12 protein-coding genes are annotated in these 18111 nt (G+C 39.0%); 11 read left to right on the plus strand and 1 reads right to left on the minus strand.

The window, feature by feature from the left end; all coding sequences use genetic code 11:
• Window positions 1–197 precede the first annotated feature (197 nt).
• Window positions 198–569: a hypothetical protein gene (locus CWB66_RS03495; RefSeq protein WP_138584352.1), complete on the plus strand. Its 372-nt coding sequence runs from the start codon at window positions 198–200 to the stop codon at window positions 567–569.
• Window positions 570–602: 33 nt separating this feature from the next.
• Here the strand turns inward: CWB66_RS03495 and CWB66_RS03500 are convergent, their stop codons facing one another.
• The gene (locus CWB66_RS03500; protein WP_077535205.1) at window positions 603–1520 is read right to left on the minus strand and encodes a hypothetical protein; all 918 of its coding nucleotides are present in this window, start codon (window positions 1518–1520) and stop codon (window positions 603–605) included.
• A gap of 549 nt (window positions 1521–2069) precedes the next feature.
• On the opposite strand from CWB66_RS03500, the gene CWB66_RS03505 reads away from it, so the two are divergent.
• The 10 genes from CWB66_RS03505 to rluF all read left to right on the plus strand — a co-directional run bounded on the left by CWB66_RS03505 (window position 2070) and on the right by rluF (window position 17611).
• Window positions 2070–2372, plus strand: a complete 303-nt coding sequence (locus CWB66_RS03505) for an isoamylase early set domain-containing protein (RefSeq protein WP_077535206.1) — start codon at window positions 2070–2072, stop codon at window positions 2370–2372.
• A gap of 9 nt (window positions 2373–2381) precedes the next feature.
• Window positions 2382–4373 (plus strand): 4-alpha-glucanotransferase, encoded by a 1992-nt coding sequence (malQ, locus tag CWB66_RS03510; RefSeq protein WP_138584353.1) that lies wholly within the window; start codon window positions 2382–2384, stop codon window positions 4371–4373.
• The gene (glgB, locus tag CWB66_RS03515; RefSeq protein ID WP_138584354.1) at window positions 4373–6601 is read left to right on the plus strand and encodes a 1,4-alpha-glucan branching protein GlgB; all 2229 of its coding nucleotides are present in this window, start codon (window positions 4373–4375) and stop codon (window positions 6599–6601) included. Before malQ ends, glgB begins: the two co-directional genes overlap by 1 nt.
• Window positions 6594–8657 carry a glycogen debranching protein GlgX gene (gene glgX / locus CWB66_RS03520; protein WP_138584355.1) on the plus strand — a complete coding sequence of 688 codons (2064 nt, stop codon included), beginning with the start codon at window positions 6594–6596 and terminating at the stop codon, window positions 8655–8657. Before glgB ends, glgX begins: the two co-directional genes overlap by 8 nt.
• The gene (locus CWB66_RS03525) at window positions 8650–11187 is read left to right on the plus strand and encodes a glycogen/starch/alpha-glucan phosphorylase (RefSeq protein WP_138584356.1); all 2538 of its coding nucleotides are present in this window, start codon (window positions 8650–8652) and stop codon (window positions 11185–11187) included. The genes glgX and CWB66_RS03525 overlap by 8 nt, the downstream gene beginning before the upstream one ends.
• Window positions 11188–11201: 14 nt before the next feature.
• Window positions 11202–12503, plus strand: coding sequence for a glucose-1-phosphate adenylyltransferase (gene glgC, locus CWB66_RS03530; protein WP_077535211.1), 1302 nt, complete (start codon window positions 11202–11204; stop codon window positions 12501–12503).
• Window positions 12504–12583: 80 nt separating this feature from the next.
• Window positions 12584–14119 carry a glycogen synthase gene (locus tag CWB66_RS03535; RefSeq protein WP_138584358.1) on the plus strand — a complete coding sequence of 512 codons (1536 nt, stop codon included), beginning with the start codon at window positions 12584–12586 and terminating at the stop codon, window positions 14117–14119.
• 88 nt (window positions 14120–14207) lie between these two features.
• Window positions 14208–15422 carry an EAL and HDOD domain-containing protein gene (locus CWB66_RS03540; protein WP_077535213.1) on the plus strand — a complete coding sequence of 405 codons (1215 nt, stop codon included), beginning with the start codon at window positions 14208–14210 and terminating at the stop codon, window positions 15420–15422.
• Window positions 15423–15437: 15 nt separating this feature from the next.
• Window positions 15438–16523, plus strand: coding sequence for a DUF418 domain-containing protein (locus CWB66_RS03545; protein WP_502705283.1), 1086 nt, complete (start codon window positions 15438–15440; stop codon window positions 16521–16523).
• 86 nt (window positions 16524–16609) lie between these two features.
• Window positions 16610–17611: a 23S rRNA pseudouridine(2604) synthase RluF gene (rluF, locus tag CWB66_RS03550; protein WP_138584357.1), complete on the plus strand. Its 1002-nt coding sequence runs from the start codon at window positions 16610–16612 to the stop codon at window positions 17609–17611.
• The last annotated feature ends 500 nt before the right edge of the window (window positions 17612–18111 follow it).

Here is an 18111-nt window from a genome sequence, read left to right on the forward strand (position 1 = left end):
GTTTGGTATTTAGGCAAGGCAGAGCCTATGCCGCGTGGATAGTACCAATAAACAGGCGATAACGCAGTATAAATGTCAAACCTCGCGCCGCGATTAAATCGTCCCTAGATTGAACAAATTTCAATCCACAAAGGTCAACACGCCCTAGAATTACCGATAACGGAGTCAGCTGTTTGCTGTCATATTTAAGGACAATTGTGAAATCATTTATTTTAGTTTTATTATCGGCTTTAGCTATCGGGTATTACCTAACGGCAAAAGCAAACAGTGGTACTTCTACTAACAGTACCGATGTTGAAAAGTATAGTGATATATTCTTTAAATTAGAGACGTCACCGGTAAGTATGCGTGAAATTATTGTTGGTGCTAAACACTTTGCTATCACTTTGTGTGAAGATGGTGGTTATCAGCAAGCTTTGGGTGGCTCTGTTAGTGCGTGTAAGCTTAATTTTGATAGAACTAAAGACATGTGCTCCAGATACCCTGTTACAGAGAAAGAGCAATTTTACACCGACAAAGCAATAGTTTCTCTATTAGCTGAACAGTTTATAAACTGTGTCAGTAGTTAACGTGACTCTCTATTTAAGCAAATTGGTATGAATTTACTTATCGATTGGTCTTTTTACGATTACTTTTTTTACCTCATCAAGCTTAATAAAATAAGCGTTTCCGCCAATTCCGTTAAACTCCTCATCTGTAAATACTATCGTATTGTCATCAAAAAAAGTAACGGCTTCTTTTTGAGTAACAATCCCCAAGTCTATTTTTGATACATCACCAGAGAAAAATTTATCACCTTCAAAGTTTTCAAATAACCAAATGCTGGTTGAATCAAGTAATACTAATTTTTTACGATCGGGGCTTAGTGCCGCAGAGGTTATCCAACATAATTTTTCCATTGTGGTACAGGTTTTAAATGAACCAATTAACTGTGCTTTAAAGTTCGCAGCGTGGTCGCCTACCTTATAAACCTTTGTTATGCCGTCGAATGGCTCTGTACGGTTTTTAGTAAATAGATACAAATGACGACCTAGCGCGACAAATGCTTCTAAATCAAAATTACGATTATTTGGCTTTATGGGGCTGCCATCCATTTCTGGATAGGTAAATTTAATTATTTCAGCCTGTGTAGTGTCAGTTTTTATATCTATTGGGTTTTCTATTTTATAAATAGTAAGCCATCTTCGATCGTTCTTATTATTACCAAAATCGCCTAAGAAAAAGTGCCCAAACTTATTTTGAGTCATGTCTTCCCAGTCAATGTTTTTAGCGTTTTCAACCAATATTTCTTTAGCGATAGAGCCGTCCTTATTAAGCCGATAAAGCTTAGGATCATTGCCTCCATCGTTAATAGCCCAAAGCCGTTTATGCTTATCAAATTCGATACCTGATATTTCTTTTAATTTAGGATCAATTGAGATTTCTTTCTTGCTGTAAAGGGTATAGATTGAAGAGCCAACAAAAGTCGCTATTATTAAAACTGCGATGGCCATAGTAAGTAAAATGCTTTTTTTCAACATGAAATTTTAGATATTTCAGAGTGTTAATATATATGTATTATCGCTTATAGGAGTTCATAACAAAAGTGTTTTATATTGTAAAGCACTCCCTTTGTATGTTGATTAAAGTAAAAAGACATTTTATTAAATAATAACTGACTTGGCTCGCTGTTGGTTTAGAAATTGCTACAATATATAGAACTTTGTCAAAGTGGTACGGTTGACGTTTCAACTGCACTAAATGCGTGCAATAGCAGAAATATTTGCACTGTAATAATGCTTAAATAAAGTTTTGTTTAACTTATACCAATTGCATTAAATAAGTGATCGGTTATAGCGCGAAGAAAATAGCACAATAACAAGGCGAAAATTGTGACATATAGTTGTTCTATATGAATAATTTTTAACGCAGTTAGTGAGTTATTTAATGCGATAGAAAGGTCATGTTTTTAATAAAATTGGTATTATATGCGTTAAATGATTTTGAATGGAATCCACATCGCCTTTTAGTTTAGTTGTATGGCTTGTGGCAAAAATTAAGTCCCTTTTATGGTTTAGTTGGAGCCTGCTATGTTGAATAAGCGTTTTTTTAAAACAAAAAATGAAGCTGAAGTTACTTTTGAATTTACTCATCCTGAGGCAGAGCAAGTCTGTTTACTCGGTGAATTTAATGATTGGCAACCTGTGCCAATGAAGCTTAATAAAAAACAGGGTGTGTTTAAATGCAAGCAACGCCTTCCAATTGATCAACAATTCCACTTTCGTTATTTAATAAATGGCAACATTTGGGATAACGATCATCAAGCTGATGGCTACATTGGCAATACATTTGGTACAGAAAATAGCATAGTTAATACGCAACGTATAAATTAAGGTAGAGAAATGGACGCTCTTTCGCAGTTGTTTTACCTGCATGGCATTGGCTATGAGTTTACTAAATATAACGGCGAACAGGTTTTTTTTAGCGAAGAGACACGTAAGCGAGCTTTGCAATGTAGTGGTGTAAATCCCGACGATAACAACCAAATTGCGCACCTCAACTATGAGTTAGATGTGGCTGTGTGGTTACAATTAGTACCCAGTATTAGCTTAGTTGAGTCACCCGAGAATACGTTAAAAATACGCATTGATGAGCGTCAATGTCACTTTGTTACATACGTCAAAATAGAATCACTGGGTGTTAATTTAACATTTCAAACGCTACATGGTTTACCTATTGTAGGTGAATATTATCTAGACGGCGTTCGCTATATTGAACTTGCTCTCTCATTACCAAATATTCCTGTGGGATATCATGATGCAACGGTTCAAGTAGGAGAGCAACTAACACAGACGCAAATTTGGTCTGTACCTGAGCAAGTTTATCAAGTAGCCAATAAAAAATGCATCGGGCTGTCTATTCAGCTCTATACTTTAAAAAATAAAGCGCAATTAGGCATTGGAGATTTCAGCGATTTATTAGCCTTAACGCACTTATGTAGTGCGCAAAACATGGATTATATTTTACTTAATCCTCTTCATCTATTATTCGCTGATATGCCACAGCGGGCGAGTCCTTATAGCCCAAACAGCCGTGCTTTGCTAAACCCTCTTTATATCGCCATTGATCTATGCGATGACGCTAAAAATAATTTAGAACTCAATACATTAATGCAAAGCGATGACCTAACTGCGCTGATGCAAAGTAATGAAAAATTTATAAATTACGAAAATGTAAGCTGCATCAAATATAGGTTATTTAAAACGCTTTATAATCACTTTGAGAAAACGGCTTGCTACGAGCGTCGCCAGGCATTTACTGATTTTTGTAATGTGTATTCAAGTACATTAAAAACGCTAGAATCAGATAACTTAATTTTCGATTATTACTTGCAATGGCAAGCGCATTTGCAATTGGCACTTTGCCAGAATAGTTGTGTGGCGCTGGGAATGACGATTGGCTTAATAAACGATTTAGCAGTGGGATGTGCTGGTGATGGTGTTGAATTTAACGCCCAACAAAGTTTATTTAGTCAAGGTGCACATGTTGGTGCTCCGCCAGATCCATGGGCTGAAGCGGGCCAAAATTGGGGCTTGCCTGCACTTACGCCTCAAAAACTTGGCAATAACCACTACCAGTTTTATCGCTCACTCATTCGCGCAAATATGCAAGATGTTGGTGGGCTGCGAATTGATCACGTAATGGCTATTAGGCGCTTATGGTGGTGCTTTGAAACCAACGGCAAACAAGATGGCTGTTATGTTTATTATCCATTTGAACATTTACTCGCCATTTTAAAAATTGAATCGCATATTAATCAGAGTCTTGTTATTGGTGAGGACTTAGGTGTCGTCCCTGCTGAGGTAAGGCACGCTTTGGCATCTAGCGGTATTTTTTCTAACAGTTTGTTCTATTTTGAAAAGCAGTACGATGGCGAGTTTATTTCAATAAATGATTTATCGCCGCATTGCTTATTAATGATTGCCAATCATGATGTACCTCCCTTTATGGGGTGGTGGCAACACGACGATTTAGACATAAAACAGCAATATAATTTAATTGATAAACAACAATGCACCGGCCTTGCTAAACAACGAGTTGAAGAGCGACAAAAGCTACTGCGCTTTATTAACGCCAATCAAACACAAGAGCTTAACTTACAAAGCAATGCAACTGATGTATATCAATCACTTGCATTGTGTTTAGCCAAATCTCAGTCTCGATTATTTGCCTTGCAAATAGACGATTTAGATGAGCAGCAATACCCTGTAAATATTCCAGGTACTGATACTGAGTACCCAAATTGGCGTCGTGCTTTAAACCACACGTGTGAAGAAATTTTTAATAAGAATGCATCTTTTTTAGCTGCTATTGATTCAATAAGGAAAGGTTAATGAACAGCTCTGTAGTAAATAAGATTGGATCATCTTTTAATAATTACGATGCACAAGTGCAAGCCCTAAATATTGGGCGATTTAAAGACCCATTTAGTTTTCTTGGGGTACATAAATTAAATAATTTAAACATAGAGTTACGGTTGTATTTGCCCACTGCTTTGAATGTGACGGTTGATTTTTTGGGTAAAAAAATAAAAGCGCAGCGATATAAGCAAAGTGACTTGTTTATTTCAAAGCTCAACGATTTGCCGACGGCTCCTTATAAATGTGAAGCTGAATATGAAAATGCAGTCATTACGTCTTACGATGAGTACAGTTTTAAGAGTGCGCTTGATGCACAGGCAATGTATTTATTTAATGAAGGTAGTTTAGAGCATGCATACTCGCACTTTGGTGCGCATTTTTGCACCCAACAAAACATAGCAGGTGTGCGTTTTTGTGTTTGGGCACCCAATGCAGCCAGTGTATCTATTATTGGTGAGTTTAATTTTTGGCAAGCTAACCGTCACTTTATGCGTTTTCACCCTGCCAGTGGTGTTTGGGAATTGTTTATACCCGACCTTAAAGCCGATATGTGCTATAAATTTGCAATTACCGCACAAAGTGGAGACGTACTAGAAAAAGTAGATCCGTTTGCATTTAAAATGCAACAAGCACCAGGAACTGCCAGCGTCTTACAATATAAACCAGAGGCTATAACGCTTGATGAGCAAGCCATAAATAATAGACAAAAGCGTAACCACATTGATGCGCCTATCAGTATTTATGAAGTACATTTAGGGTCATGGCAACGCGGTGACAACAATCGTTATTTAAGTTACGCAGAGCTTGCTGACACACTCGTTAACTATGCGCTGGAAATGAACTTTACTCACTTGCAACTAATGCCTATAAGTGAATACCCTTTTGATGGCTCGTGGGGTTATCAACCGGTGGGTTTATTTGCACCAACCAGCCGCTTTGGCGATTACAACAGTTTTAAATATTTTGTAGAGCAATGCCACAAAGCTAATTTAGGCATTTTAATAGACTGGGTACCGGGGCACTTTCCAAGTGATCCGCATGGCTTGCATCAATTTGATGGCACCCACTTGTATGAGCATGCTGATATGCGCCAAGGTTTTCACCCTGATTGGAACACCTATATTTATAACTATGATCGCCCTGAAGTTAAAAGCTTTTTGATTTCCAATGCCATGTATTGGTTGCATCAATTTGGGCTTGATGGTTTGCGCGTAGATGCAGTGGCTTCCATGCTGTACTTAGATTACAGCCGTAAAGAAGGGGAGTGGATCCCTAACTGTTTTGGTGGACGCGAAAACTTAGGTGCAATTGAGTGCTTAAAGCAAGTCAATCTTCGCAGCTATAAAAATAATTCTGGCATTATGATGGTGGCTGAAGAATCAACTGCATGGCCTGGGGTTACACAAGATGTTCAGCACAATGGTCTCGGATTTGGCTATAAATGGAATATGGGCTGGATGAACGATAGTTTGCAATACATGCAACGCGATCCACTTTACAAACAGCACCATCACCACGAAATGACATTTTCGATGGTGTACGCCTTTAGTGAAAATTTCATTTTGCCATTAAGTCATGACGAAGTCGTGCATGGTAAAGGCTCGTTGATTGAAAAAATGCCAGGCGATGATTGGCAAAAATTTGCAAATCTACGTGCGTATTATGCATTTATGTGGGCGCATCCAGGTAAAAAACTATTGTTTATGGGGTGTGAAATAGCGCAGCGAAGTGAGTGGGGGCACGATCATTCAATTGATTGGCACTTATTAGAGCATCAAAGTCACATGGGTATAAAGCAAACGATTAAAACGCTTAATTACATTTATAAAAACCAACCTGCTTTATACGAGCTTGATACAAGTGCAACTGGTTTCACTTGGATAGACAACAATAATAACGAGCAAAGCATTTTAAGTTTTGTGCGCTATGCTAAACGCGCACGTGATTTTGTAGTAGTGATAGCCAATTTTACACCAATGTCATATCAACATTACGATATTGGCGTCCCTTGTAAAGGTTACTATCAAGTCATTTTAAATACGGATGAAACGCAATTTTTTGGCTCGGGGATCGAAGTAACCCAAAATGACGGGCAGCTTATTAAAGCATCTGCTGTTGCAAGTCATGGATTTGAGCAAAGTATTTCTATTGCTATTGGCGGTTTAACGACTATTTATTTGCAAAAGGTTGACGATGAGTAATCAATTTAAAATCACTCATGGCCACGTTGAACCGTTAGGCTCAATTATTGCTGATGGCGGTGTTAACTTTGCACTCTATGCGCCAAAAGCAGCACAAGCTTATCTATGTTTGTTTGATAAAAGTGGCCATTCAGAAATCCTAAAAATAGCGATGAATATTAATGAAGGTGGTATTTGGAGTGTTCATATATCGCCTTTAAATGAAGGCGCTTTGTATGGCTTTAGAGTCGAGGGGGAATACAACCCTAAGCAAGGGCAATTATTTAACGCAAACAAACTATTAATAGACCCCTACGCAAAAGACTTATTTGGCGAATTTACTTGGAGTGAGCGTCATTACGGACAAATGCCCATTGGCACTAAAAGCACCGTTGATAATGCTATTGATATATTTAAATCAAAAGTAATAGCGCCTTCGCTTTATGCCCATAAAAAGCCAAACCATAGATGGTCAAACACCGTTATTTACGAGTGCCATGTAAAAGGGGCAACGTATCGTCACCCTAAAATACCTAAGTCTCTGAGAGGGAAGTTTTTAGGGTTAAGTCATCCAAGTTTTATTGAACATTTACAAAGTTTTGGTATTACAGCCGTTGAACTTTTGCCAGTTCATTCATTTATTAGTGAGCAGTTTTTAACAGGAAAAGGACTGCAAAACTATTGGGGATACAACACTGTTAACTTTTTTACGCCTCACAAAGACTATTTGGTTAACGATGATATCAATGAGTTTAAGCAAATGGTGCAGCAGCTTCATGCCGCTGACATCGAAGTTATTATTGATGTCGTATACAACCACACCGCTGAGGCTGGTAATGACGGCCCTATACTATCCCTCAGAGGCTTTGATAACTTAACTTATTACCGTACTGTAAACGGTCAACCTGATGTATATATAAACGATACGGGTTGTGGTAATACGATTAACATTGATCATCCTCGCGTATTACAACTTGTCCTCGACAGCCTTCGTTACTGGGTCGAGACGATGGGCGTTGATGGCTTTAGATTTGATTTGGCGACGATTTTAGGACGTTCTCAGTCTGGGTTTAGTGCGTCGCATACTTTTTTACAAGCAATTGCTCAAGATCCTATTTTAAACAAAGTAAAGCTTATTAGTGAGCCTTGGGATATAGGCCCTGGGGGATACCAGTTAGGCGCTTTTCCTTCTCCATGGCGAGAGTGGAACGATCAATACCGCGATGTAATAAAACGCTTTTGGAAAAGCGAAGAAGGTATTATTGCCACCGTTGCTAAACGCTTACATGGCTCGTTTGATATTTTTGAGCACAGCGATCGGGGCCCTCTTAATAGTATTAACTTTATAACCAGCCATGATGGCTTCACACTTGCGGATTTAGTGAGCTACGAAGAAAAACATAATGAAGCAAATGGTGAGCAGAACCGAGATGGTCACAGTGCGAACTATTCTTTTAATTGTGGTGTGGAGGGCTTTACTAACGATCCACTTGTTAAAGCACTTCGCTTGCAGCAGCAGAAAAATTTTTTGCTCACACTAATTCTATCTAAAGGCGTGCCGATGCTCGCATCAGGCAGCGAAATGGCCCACTCTCAAGGTGGCAACAATAATGCCTATTGCCAAAATAATCGTACGAGTTGGCTGGCATGGAAAGACTCGCAATTAAATCATACCTTAACCCAATTTGTAGATGATGCACTAAAGATTCGCCGTGCCCACAGTGCGTTTAAACACAGTGTATTTTTGAATGACATAGACGAGCGTTTTACCGTTAGATGGTTTACCGAAGAAGGGGTAACCATGTCTGATGCGCATTGGCATGAAAGTACACGGCAATTTTTGATGTACAGTTTGCTCGACAAGCAAAATAAACATGCGCTCTTGATTATATTTAATGCCAGTAAAAAAGTAGTTTCGTGCCAATTGCCGCCTTCTCCAATAAGCGCGCCTTGGCAAATGGTTTTATCAAGTGTCAATAATGCATCTATTAGTAGTGATAACGGTGCGATGGTTGAAATTTCTGCACAAAGCAGCTGGGTATTCAGTGCAAATTTAGAGGAAATAGGTCATGGCTAAACAAGATGAACAAGTATGTGTAGTAAAGGGTTGGCAAGACGGCCCCGTGATTGATGAAAGTACACTAAAGGATGACTTAACACGGCATTTTTATTATACCCTTGGGCGCGATAAAATCGGCGAATCACAGCTATATTTATATCATGCGTTAGCATTGACTATTCGCGATAGGCTTGTTGCACGCTGTAGAGAAACCAATCAGCAAATTAAGCAACAAAAATGCCGCAAAACTGCTTACCTGTCTCTTGAGTTTTTAATGGGCCGCGCACTGGGTAATGCAATACTTAACCTTGATTTAGACGGACAGGTGGCAGGTGCATTACAAGAATATTGTACAACCATTGAGACGCTTGAAGATGCTGAGCATGATGCAGGGCTTGGTAATGGCGGTTTAGGTCGTTTAGCTGCTTGCTTTTTAGATAGTTGTGCAAGTCTCGCTTTACCTGTAATCGGCTATGGCCTGCGATACGAATATGGCATGTTTAATCAATCTATTGACGATGGGAACCAAATTGAACAACCCGATAATTGGTTGCGCGAAGGGCATCCGTGGGAATTAAGTGCACCAGAGCATGCTAAGCGCGTTAAATTTGGTGGCTATGTGCAAAGTTATACAGATAAATTCGGACGCGCGCATCGTCAGTGGATAAGTTCGCACGATGTACTAGCGGTGCCTTATGATGTACCAATTCCTGGTTATAAAAATAATATTGTTAATACTCTGCGCTTATGGAAATCAGAAGCGACGGACGAATTTAATTTAACTGAGTTTAACGCCGGTAGTTACTCAGAAGCGGTTGCACAAAAGAACCTTGCTGAACAAATCACCATGGTGCTTTATCCAAATGACAGCAGTGAAAATGGGAAAGAGCTTAGATTACGCCAGCAGTACTTTTTATCATCAGCGAGTATTCAAGATATTGTTGATCAGTGGGTTTCACAACAGGGTGAGAGTTTTAGCGACTTTTCTGACTTTCATATTTTTCAATTAAACGATACACATCCAAGCATTGCCGTTGCAGAGCTTATGCGTATTTTGATTGATGATTACGAGCTTGATTGGGATGATGCTTGGCGCATTACAACTAAAACAATGGCCTATACAAATCATACATTGCTACCTGAAGCACTGGAAAAGTGGTCAGTATCATTATTTGCGAGGCTACTGCCACGTATCTTAGAAATCGTTTACGAAATAAACGCACGCTTTTTAGCGCTGGTGGCACAGCACTGGCCAGGTGATGTGAGCAAACAACGTGCGCTGTCGCTGATTGAAGAAGGTGATGAACCGCAAATTCGCATGGCTTATTTAGCAATAGTAGGCAGCTATTCTGTAAATGGGGTCGCGGCATTGCATACTGAGTTATTAAAAGCCGGTTTGTTTAAAGAGTTTTATGCGCTATGGCCAGATAAATTTAACAATAAAACAAATGGCGTAACACCACGTCGCTGGCTAGCACACTGTAACCCGATTTTAAGCAGCCTAATTAGTGAAAAAATTGGCAACGATTGGGTCCGCGACTTTGCTCAAATTAGCCAGCTACGCCGCTTTTTTGATGACCAAGTATTTCATGGACACTGGCAATCAGCTAAACGCGAAAATAAACAACGTCTCGTTGATTTAGTTAAAACACGCTGCGATGTTGAGTTTGATGTGTCGATGATGTTTGACGTGCAAGTCAAGCGTATCCACGAATACAAACGTCAGCTACTTAATATACTGCATGTGATTCATTTGTATGACCGTATTCGCCGAGGCGATACGCAAGGACTTGTACCACGTTGTGTATTACTTGGTGGTAAAGCAGCGCCTGGTTATTACATGGCTAAAAAAATTATCAAGTTAATTAATAATGTTGCCGAGGTGATTAATAAAGATCCCCTTGCCGCACCGTATTTACGGGTTGCTTTTTTGCCAAATTATAACGTAACGGCGATGGAAGTTATTTGCCCAGCAACCGATTTATCAGAGCAAGTGTCTACCGCAGGTAAAGAAGCATCGGGCACCGGTAATATGAAGTTTATGATGAATGGTGCATTAACAATAGGGACGCTAGATGGCGCAAATATAGAAATTAGAGATGCGGTAGGCGCCGACAATTTCTTCTTGTTTGGGGCACAAGCACATCAAATTGATGAGATAAAATCGCGTTACAATCCAGCGCATATAATTGCAGAAAATACTGATTTAGCAAATGTAATGCAGCTCTTAGAAAGCGGACATTTTAATTTATTTGAGCCGTGTTTATTTGACGATTTAATTAACGCAATTAAGAGTTCGAACGATCCTTGGCTGGTTGCACACGATTTTGAAAGTTACATTAGTGCTCAAAAAGAAGTAGATAAAGCTTACGCAGATCAAACCTACTGGACACGAATGAGTATTTTGAATACAGCAGCCAGTGGCATGTTTTCAAGTGATAGAACCATAAGCCAATACAGTGACGACATTTGGCATCTAGAACCCCTTAATATTAGTGCAACAGACTTAACGACAACTAAAAGTCATATCACTAACAGCAAAGACTAAATGGAGAGAGTATTATGCCCAGTTATGCAAATCGTTATATAAGTAGCCTTACCAGAGAAACTTACGCACTAATACTAGCAGGAGGTCGCGGTTCACGGTTACACGAGTTGACCGATTGGCGTGCAAAGCCTGCCGTTTATTTTGGTGGTAAGCATCGGATAATCGACTTTCCATTATCTAACTGCATCAACTCAGGGGTTCGGCGCGTTGGTATTGCTACGCAATATAAATCTCATTCGCTTATTCGGCATGTGAATCGTGCTTGGGGGCACTTTAAAAAAGAATTGGGTGAATCGGTTGAGATTCTACCAGCATCACAGCGTAACGGCGACGACTGGTATTGTGGGACAGCTGACGCAGTTTTTCAAAACATAGATATTATTCGTCACGAATTACCTAAGTATGTAATGATTTTATCTGGGGATCATGTATATCGTATGGATTACGGTGCCCTTTTAGCTAAGCACGTAGAAAATGGCGCTGACATGACCGTTTGTTGTATTGAAGTGCCAGTAGAAGAAGCTGCTGATACGTTTGGTGTCATGACGGTAAATGAAGATAACCGTGTTTGTCGTTTTGATGAAAAGCCAGCAATACCTAGCTCTGTGCCCGGAAAGCCTGGAACCTGTTTAGCATCAATGGGCAACTACGTATTTAATACAGAGTTTTTATTTGAGCAACTTAAAAAAGATGCCGAAAATGAAGGGTCTGGTCGCGATTTTGGTCACGATATAATACCTGCGATAATAGAAGAGCATAATGTATTTGCCTTTCCATTTATGGATCCCCTGCAAGGTGCTCAACCTTACTGGCGCGATGTAGGTACGCTAGATTCGTTTTGGGAAGCTAATATGGAATTAGTGATGCCTGAACCTCAACTTGATTTGTACGATCCAACATGGCCTATTTGGACGTATCAAGAACAAGTTCCTCCTGCAAAATTTATATTTGATGACGATGACCGTCGTGGTATGGCGCTTGATTCTACGGTATCGGGTGGGTGTATTATCTCCGGCTCTGTAGTTAGAAAATCATTATTATTTTCTAACGTGCATGTACGTTCATTTTGTGAAATCGAGGAGTCAGTGATTTTACCCGGCGCTATTATAAATCGAAGCTGCAAAATTAAACGGGCAATAATAGATAGAAGCTGTGAAATACCTGCAGGGCTTGAGATTGGATTCGATCGTAAAACAGATGAAGATAACGGCTTTCGAGTATCCAAAAAAGGTATCGTACTGGTAACACGTGATATGCTCACTGAACTTGCAAAAAAACTAGCACGCCAAGCAAATGAAAATAAAAAATTAGCGTAACAACAAGTTAGAATAAGCACGACAACAAAGCTTGCTCATTTATGAGCAAGTCCACACAGGTTAAAGGAAGTAGTAAATTAATGCATGTACTTATGGTTGCAGCAGAAAATGACGCGTTACCAGGCGCTAAAGTAGGTGGAGTGGCTGATGTGGTGCGCGATGCGCCAAAGGCACTTGCAGATCAAGGGGTAACCGTTGAAGTTGTTATTCCTGATTACGGCTTTGAGCCGCTTACACGTATTTATATTGGTGAAGTAACCGTTGTATTTAATGCTCAGCCTCACGTGTTAACACTGTTTAAAATACAGCAAATGAATAACAATGTGAGTCAAATTGTTATTAGCCATCCGCTATTTAGCGGATCTGGTAGTGTGTATTGTAACGATGCCCCAGGTAGACCGTTTGCAACCGATGCAACTAAATTTGCGTTATTTAATGCGGCCGTGTGTGAAGCGTTATCACAAGGCTTACTTACACGCCCCAATGCATTGCATTTACATGATTGGCACAGTGCTTGTGTTGCTGTTTTGATTAAGTTTGAACCTCGTTATAGTTCACTAAAAAATATACATATTGCCTACACCGTTCACAATATTGCACTGCAAGGTATCAGACCATTTAAACATGATGAATCAAGCTTGGAGACATGGTTTCCCTCGCTAAGTTATAATGGTCAGCATTTATGCGATCCGCGTTATCCGCATTGTTTTAATCCAATGCGAAGTGCTATTAATTTAGCCGACAAGGTGCATTTAGTGTCGCCAACCTATAGCCAAGAAGTGCTTAGTCCTAGTAACTATGACAGAGGTTTTTTCGGTGGTGAGGGGCTTGAACTCGATCTGCAAAATAGTGCTAAACAAGGTAAATTAATTGGTATTCTAAATGGCTGTGAATATCCAGAGTCGAATACTAAAAACGCTGACTTAAATACTCTATATCAAAAAATTGAACATACATTATTTGCCTGGATGAGTAACAATGAACAACTACAAAGCAGCTACTATATTGCACACCAACGACTACAGCAATTTAAAGCCACAGCAGCTAATGGCCCCTTAGTAACAAGCGTAGGGCGTCTTACAGAGCAAAAGGTATTATTGCTATGTCAGCAGGTAGATGGCCATTTGGCTATTGATAGCGTATGTCAAATAATTAATAAGTATAATGGTCGGCTCATTATTTTAGGCTCAGGAGATAAAGAGCTTGAAAGCATTTTTAATAAAGCGATGGCGCGTAATTCAAATCTGTTATTTTTAAAAGGCTATGGGCAAGGTATAGGGGATTTAATGTATCAATTAGGGGATTTGTTTTTAATGCCTAGTTCGTTTGAACCTTGCGGTATTAGCCAGATGCTGGCTATGCGCGCCGGACAACCGTGCTTAGTGCACAGTGTTGGTGGATTAAAAGATACCGTTGAACATGATGAGAATGGTTTTAGTTTTAATGGCACTTCTTTAGTGATGCAAGCAAGTAATCTGCTTAACTGCTTGGATGAAACTTTATCGCTTAAAAAGCACGATCCTAAAAAGTGGCATAAGATAAAAGTAAGTGCACAACAAGCGCGCTTCTCATGGATTGAAGTGGCGGCTAATTACATAGCGCAGTTATATCGATAAACTGTTAAAGAAAATAAAGTTTCGTGACAACTGTACCCGTTTAATGTTTAATTGCTTAGTCTGATATAAAAACTAAGAAGTAGGTAATGTGTCTGTATTTGTTGCAAGGCAAGCAATTTTCAATCGAAGTCAAAAAGTAGTCGCTTACGAGCTACTTTTTCGTGATAGCCCTAAAAATTATTTTCCAGATATAGCCGATGGGCAAGCGACAGCCAGACTTATAATGGAGAACCAGCTTAACCTCGGTACTCGCCATATTACATCAGGTAAAAAAGCGCTTATTAATATAGGGCCTGAATCATTAAAACTCGATTTATGTGCTTTTTTACCTTGCCAAGATGTAGTCATCGAATTACTCGAAACAATAGAGCCTAACGATGACAACTATGAATTATGCAAAAGCTTATTTCATAGTAATTACAAATTAGCACTCGATGATTTTGTATACACACCACAGTGGGACCGTTTCCTAAAGCTGGTCAAACTAATAAAATTTGATATAGCAATCACACCTCTTGATGACATACTCCCTGTAGTAGAAAAACTCCAAGAACATAAGCAAATAAAAATACTAGCTGAAAAAATAGAAACGCAAGATGATTACCAATTAGCATTTGACATGGGGTTTGATTATTTTCAGGGGTACTTTTTTGCAAAACCGACCATGATAAAGCAAAAAGATATTAATTATAACTACGGTTTAATTGTCGCTATTTACGCTGAAGTAATGAAACCAAGCCCTGATATAAAAATTATTTCTGGTCTGTTTGAACTCGATGCAGCCTTGGCTTATAAATTACTGCGTTTAATTAATAGCGGCGTATTTCCTATTCACGGTAAAATCACATCTTTAAAACAAGCACTTGTTTATTTAGGGCTCGATCGTTTAAAGAAGTTTGTCAGCTTAATTGTTACCGCTTATACCGCTGATAAAAAACCAACCGAATTGATGCAAGTGTGCGTAGTACGCGCGCGATTTAGCGAGTTAATAGCTAAGAGAGTAGCAAAGCACCAAGTAGGTGAAGCTTTTTTAACCGGGCTATTTTCGTTGCTCGATGCAATTTTAGATCAACCTATGGGTTTACTCGTCGAAAAATTACCATTCCCTGAGGAAATAAAAGCCGCATTACTCGATGAAAAAAATACATTGTACTATATCTTAAATGTTGTTAAAGCATATGAAACGGGTAGCTGGTGGGCACTTGAGCAAGCCGTTATTCTGCTAAATATTGACAGTGCGATATTACCTAAAATTTATCAACAGTCTGTCGACTGGGCTGATAATTATAAAAATAATATTTAACGGACTCTAGCTTTAATGCGCAACTATAATATGGATTTTATACGGGGTATTGCCGTACTTGGTTTAGCTTACATGAATGGCTATGCGTTCGGGCTTTTTGAGCTAGGATACATTGGCTTGAATAATCCACCAATAAGCGATTTAGTTATTCATACCATTAGCACTTTATTTGTGGATGGACGATTTAGAACGCTTTTCAGCTTGCTATTTGGGGCAGGGCTTTACATTCAATGGCAGCAACATAAATCAACGGTGCAGTTAAAAAGCAGACTTTACTGGTTAATGCTATTTGGTTTAGTGCATGGTTTTTTGCTCTGGGCTGGTGATATTTTATTTGTTTATGGTTTGTCAGGCTGGTTTGTTATTAAATACCTAGAAAGTGACAATGAATTACTTTTAAAGCATGGTGTCGCGTTTATTTTGTTGTGCGGTGTTACTACAGGGCTTGTGATGTATAGCTCACCAACCGATATTATTTATCGCGACTCTCAAGGTTTTACCTCTTTGTACAGCCCGCACTATATTGATTACTTTATTAGCAACCTAGGTATGAATGCATTAATGATATTTATAGTACCAATAATGACTCTGTGGATGTGCGCAGGTATTATGCTCATTGGTATTTATTTGTATAAACAAGGTGTATTTAGTGAAGGCTTAAACACACAACAGCTAGTAACCGTCATTATTGCAACCACCGTTTTTAGTGTGTTAAGGCTCTATACCTCGCAATACAACAGTGGCTTTATGTATGCAATACAAGAGCTACTAAATATGTTTGCTGCGCTTGGTATGGCTACGGTTTATATTCATTTAATTGTTAAGTTTTGTAATAACAGCCCACAAATAGGCACGCTTATCCAGCAAGCGGGGCGGTTAGCATTTACCTTGTATATTAGCCAAACGCTTATACAGCTGTTGCTATATAAAGTGCTATTTACGCATTGGGTACTTAGTTTTAATCGAATTGATTATTGGTTAGTAGCGACCGCATTGGTTGTATTGCAACTGATATTTACAATTATATATAGTCGTTATTTTGATCAAGGGCCGTTTGAATATCTGTGGCGCAAATTAACGCAAGCAAAAATTAATGCTTAAACAGTTATAAATATTAAATTAGGGGAGAAAAAATAGTGCGGGTGGTTTACACTACTCGCCTTAAAAATTACTACGCCATAAGTGCCATGACTGAATTAAAACGTTTAAATAAATTTATTAGTGAAACAGGGTTTTGCTCTCGCCGCGAAGCCGATAAATATATTGAGCAAGGTCGTGTCAGCGTTAATGGAAGCTCCCCTGAAATGGGCGTAAAAGTAGCTGCTACCGATGTCGTATTAGTGGATGGAAAGCCCCTTAAAGAAACACCAAAGCGTGTTTATATTGCTTACAATAAACCGGTTGGTATAACGTGTACAACCGAAAGTAAAATTCAGAGTAATATTATAAGAGCAGTTAATTATCCGACGCGTATATTCCCAATTGGGCGTTTAGATAGACCTTCTGAAGGCCTTATATTTTTAACTAATGAAGGCGACATTGTTAATAAAATTTTGCGTGCGGGTAATAATCACGAAAAAGAATATATCGTTACAGTAGATAAACCACTTAATCGTCAGTTTGTTACCAAAATGGCAAATGGCGTGCCTATTCTCGATACTGTTACTAAAAAATGTAAAGTGACACAAAGTGGTCCTAAAGAATTCAAAATAGTCCTTACACAAGGTTTAAACCGTCAAATACGACGTATGTGTGAATACCTAGGTTACGAAGTGGTTACCTTAAAACGTACCCGTATAATGAACGTGACACTCAAGGGTTTAAAAGTAGGGCAATGGCGTCATTTATCAGATATTGAAATGGCGCAAATAAACGACTCAATCGCAGACTCAGGTAAAACTCAAGAGCATTCGGTCGATAGCAATAAACAATCAGAAAATAATACGCCGGCAGTTACTACAAAACGTGATTTTCAGGGCGAAAACCCACGACGCTTTAGTCAAGGCGAACGTCGTGGTGAGCGCAACGCTCAAAGAAGTAACGACAGTAGTGAACGTAAAACCGAGCGAAGTAAAGCCCCATACCAAAAGCGCTCTACAACCTATGTTGGTAAGCCAAAGAGTATTAAAGAGAATCAATCCTCTGACTCTAAATCGAGTTCCAGAAAAATCCTGACTCTAAAAAAATAAATTAAAGTGTCATTATTTCAATTTTGAATCAGAGCCTGTTGACCTTCTAGTTTAAAAACCTCTCAATCTAGGGACTATTTATCTAGGGACTATTTAATTGAGCAAAGCCTCTGAGCTTTGCTCTCGTTTCTCCCTCACCTCTATGTTGATAACACAAAGTAAATCGCCCCTAGACAGGACTCGAAGAGCTGCGCGTGTTTGACATTTATGCATTGTTGTCGACAATAGCCTGCACCAATGCAATCGTAAATCAAAAGTTTTTAACGCAGTTACCGTTAGTTTTAAGTCCTCAATTAAGTCAGTGTATAAGTGTATATCTAACCTCGTTGTATAAAACCGATTGATTCTTTAGTCTTCTTGTTTGTAACAGGCATTGATCAGACCCCTAGGCAACTTTTTGGATTTTATATAAATGCAACGCATGTCCACCAATGAGCCTTATTATTTTTTCCCTGAACTCATCAAAACCATCCAAGCTGATTTTGTCGCCTTGCTGGAGT

The organism is Pseudoalteromonas sp. S558 (assembly GCF_005886635.1).
Lineage (GTDB): Bacteria > Pseudomonadota > Gammaproteobacteria > Enterobacterales > Alteromonadaceae > Pseudoalteromonas > Pseudoalteromonas aliena.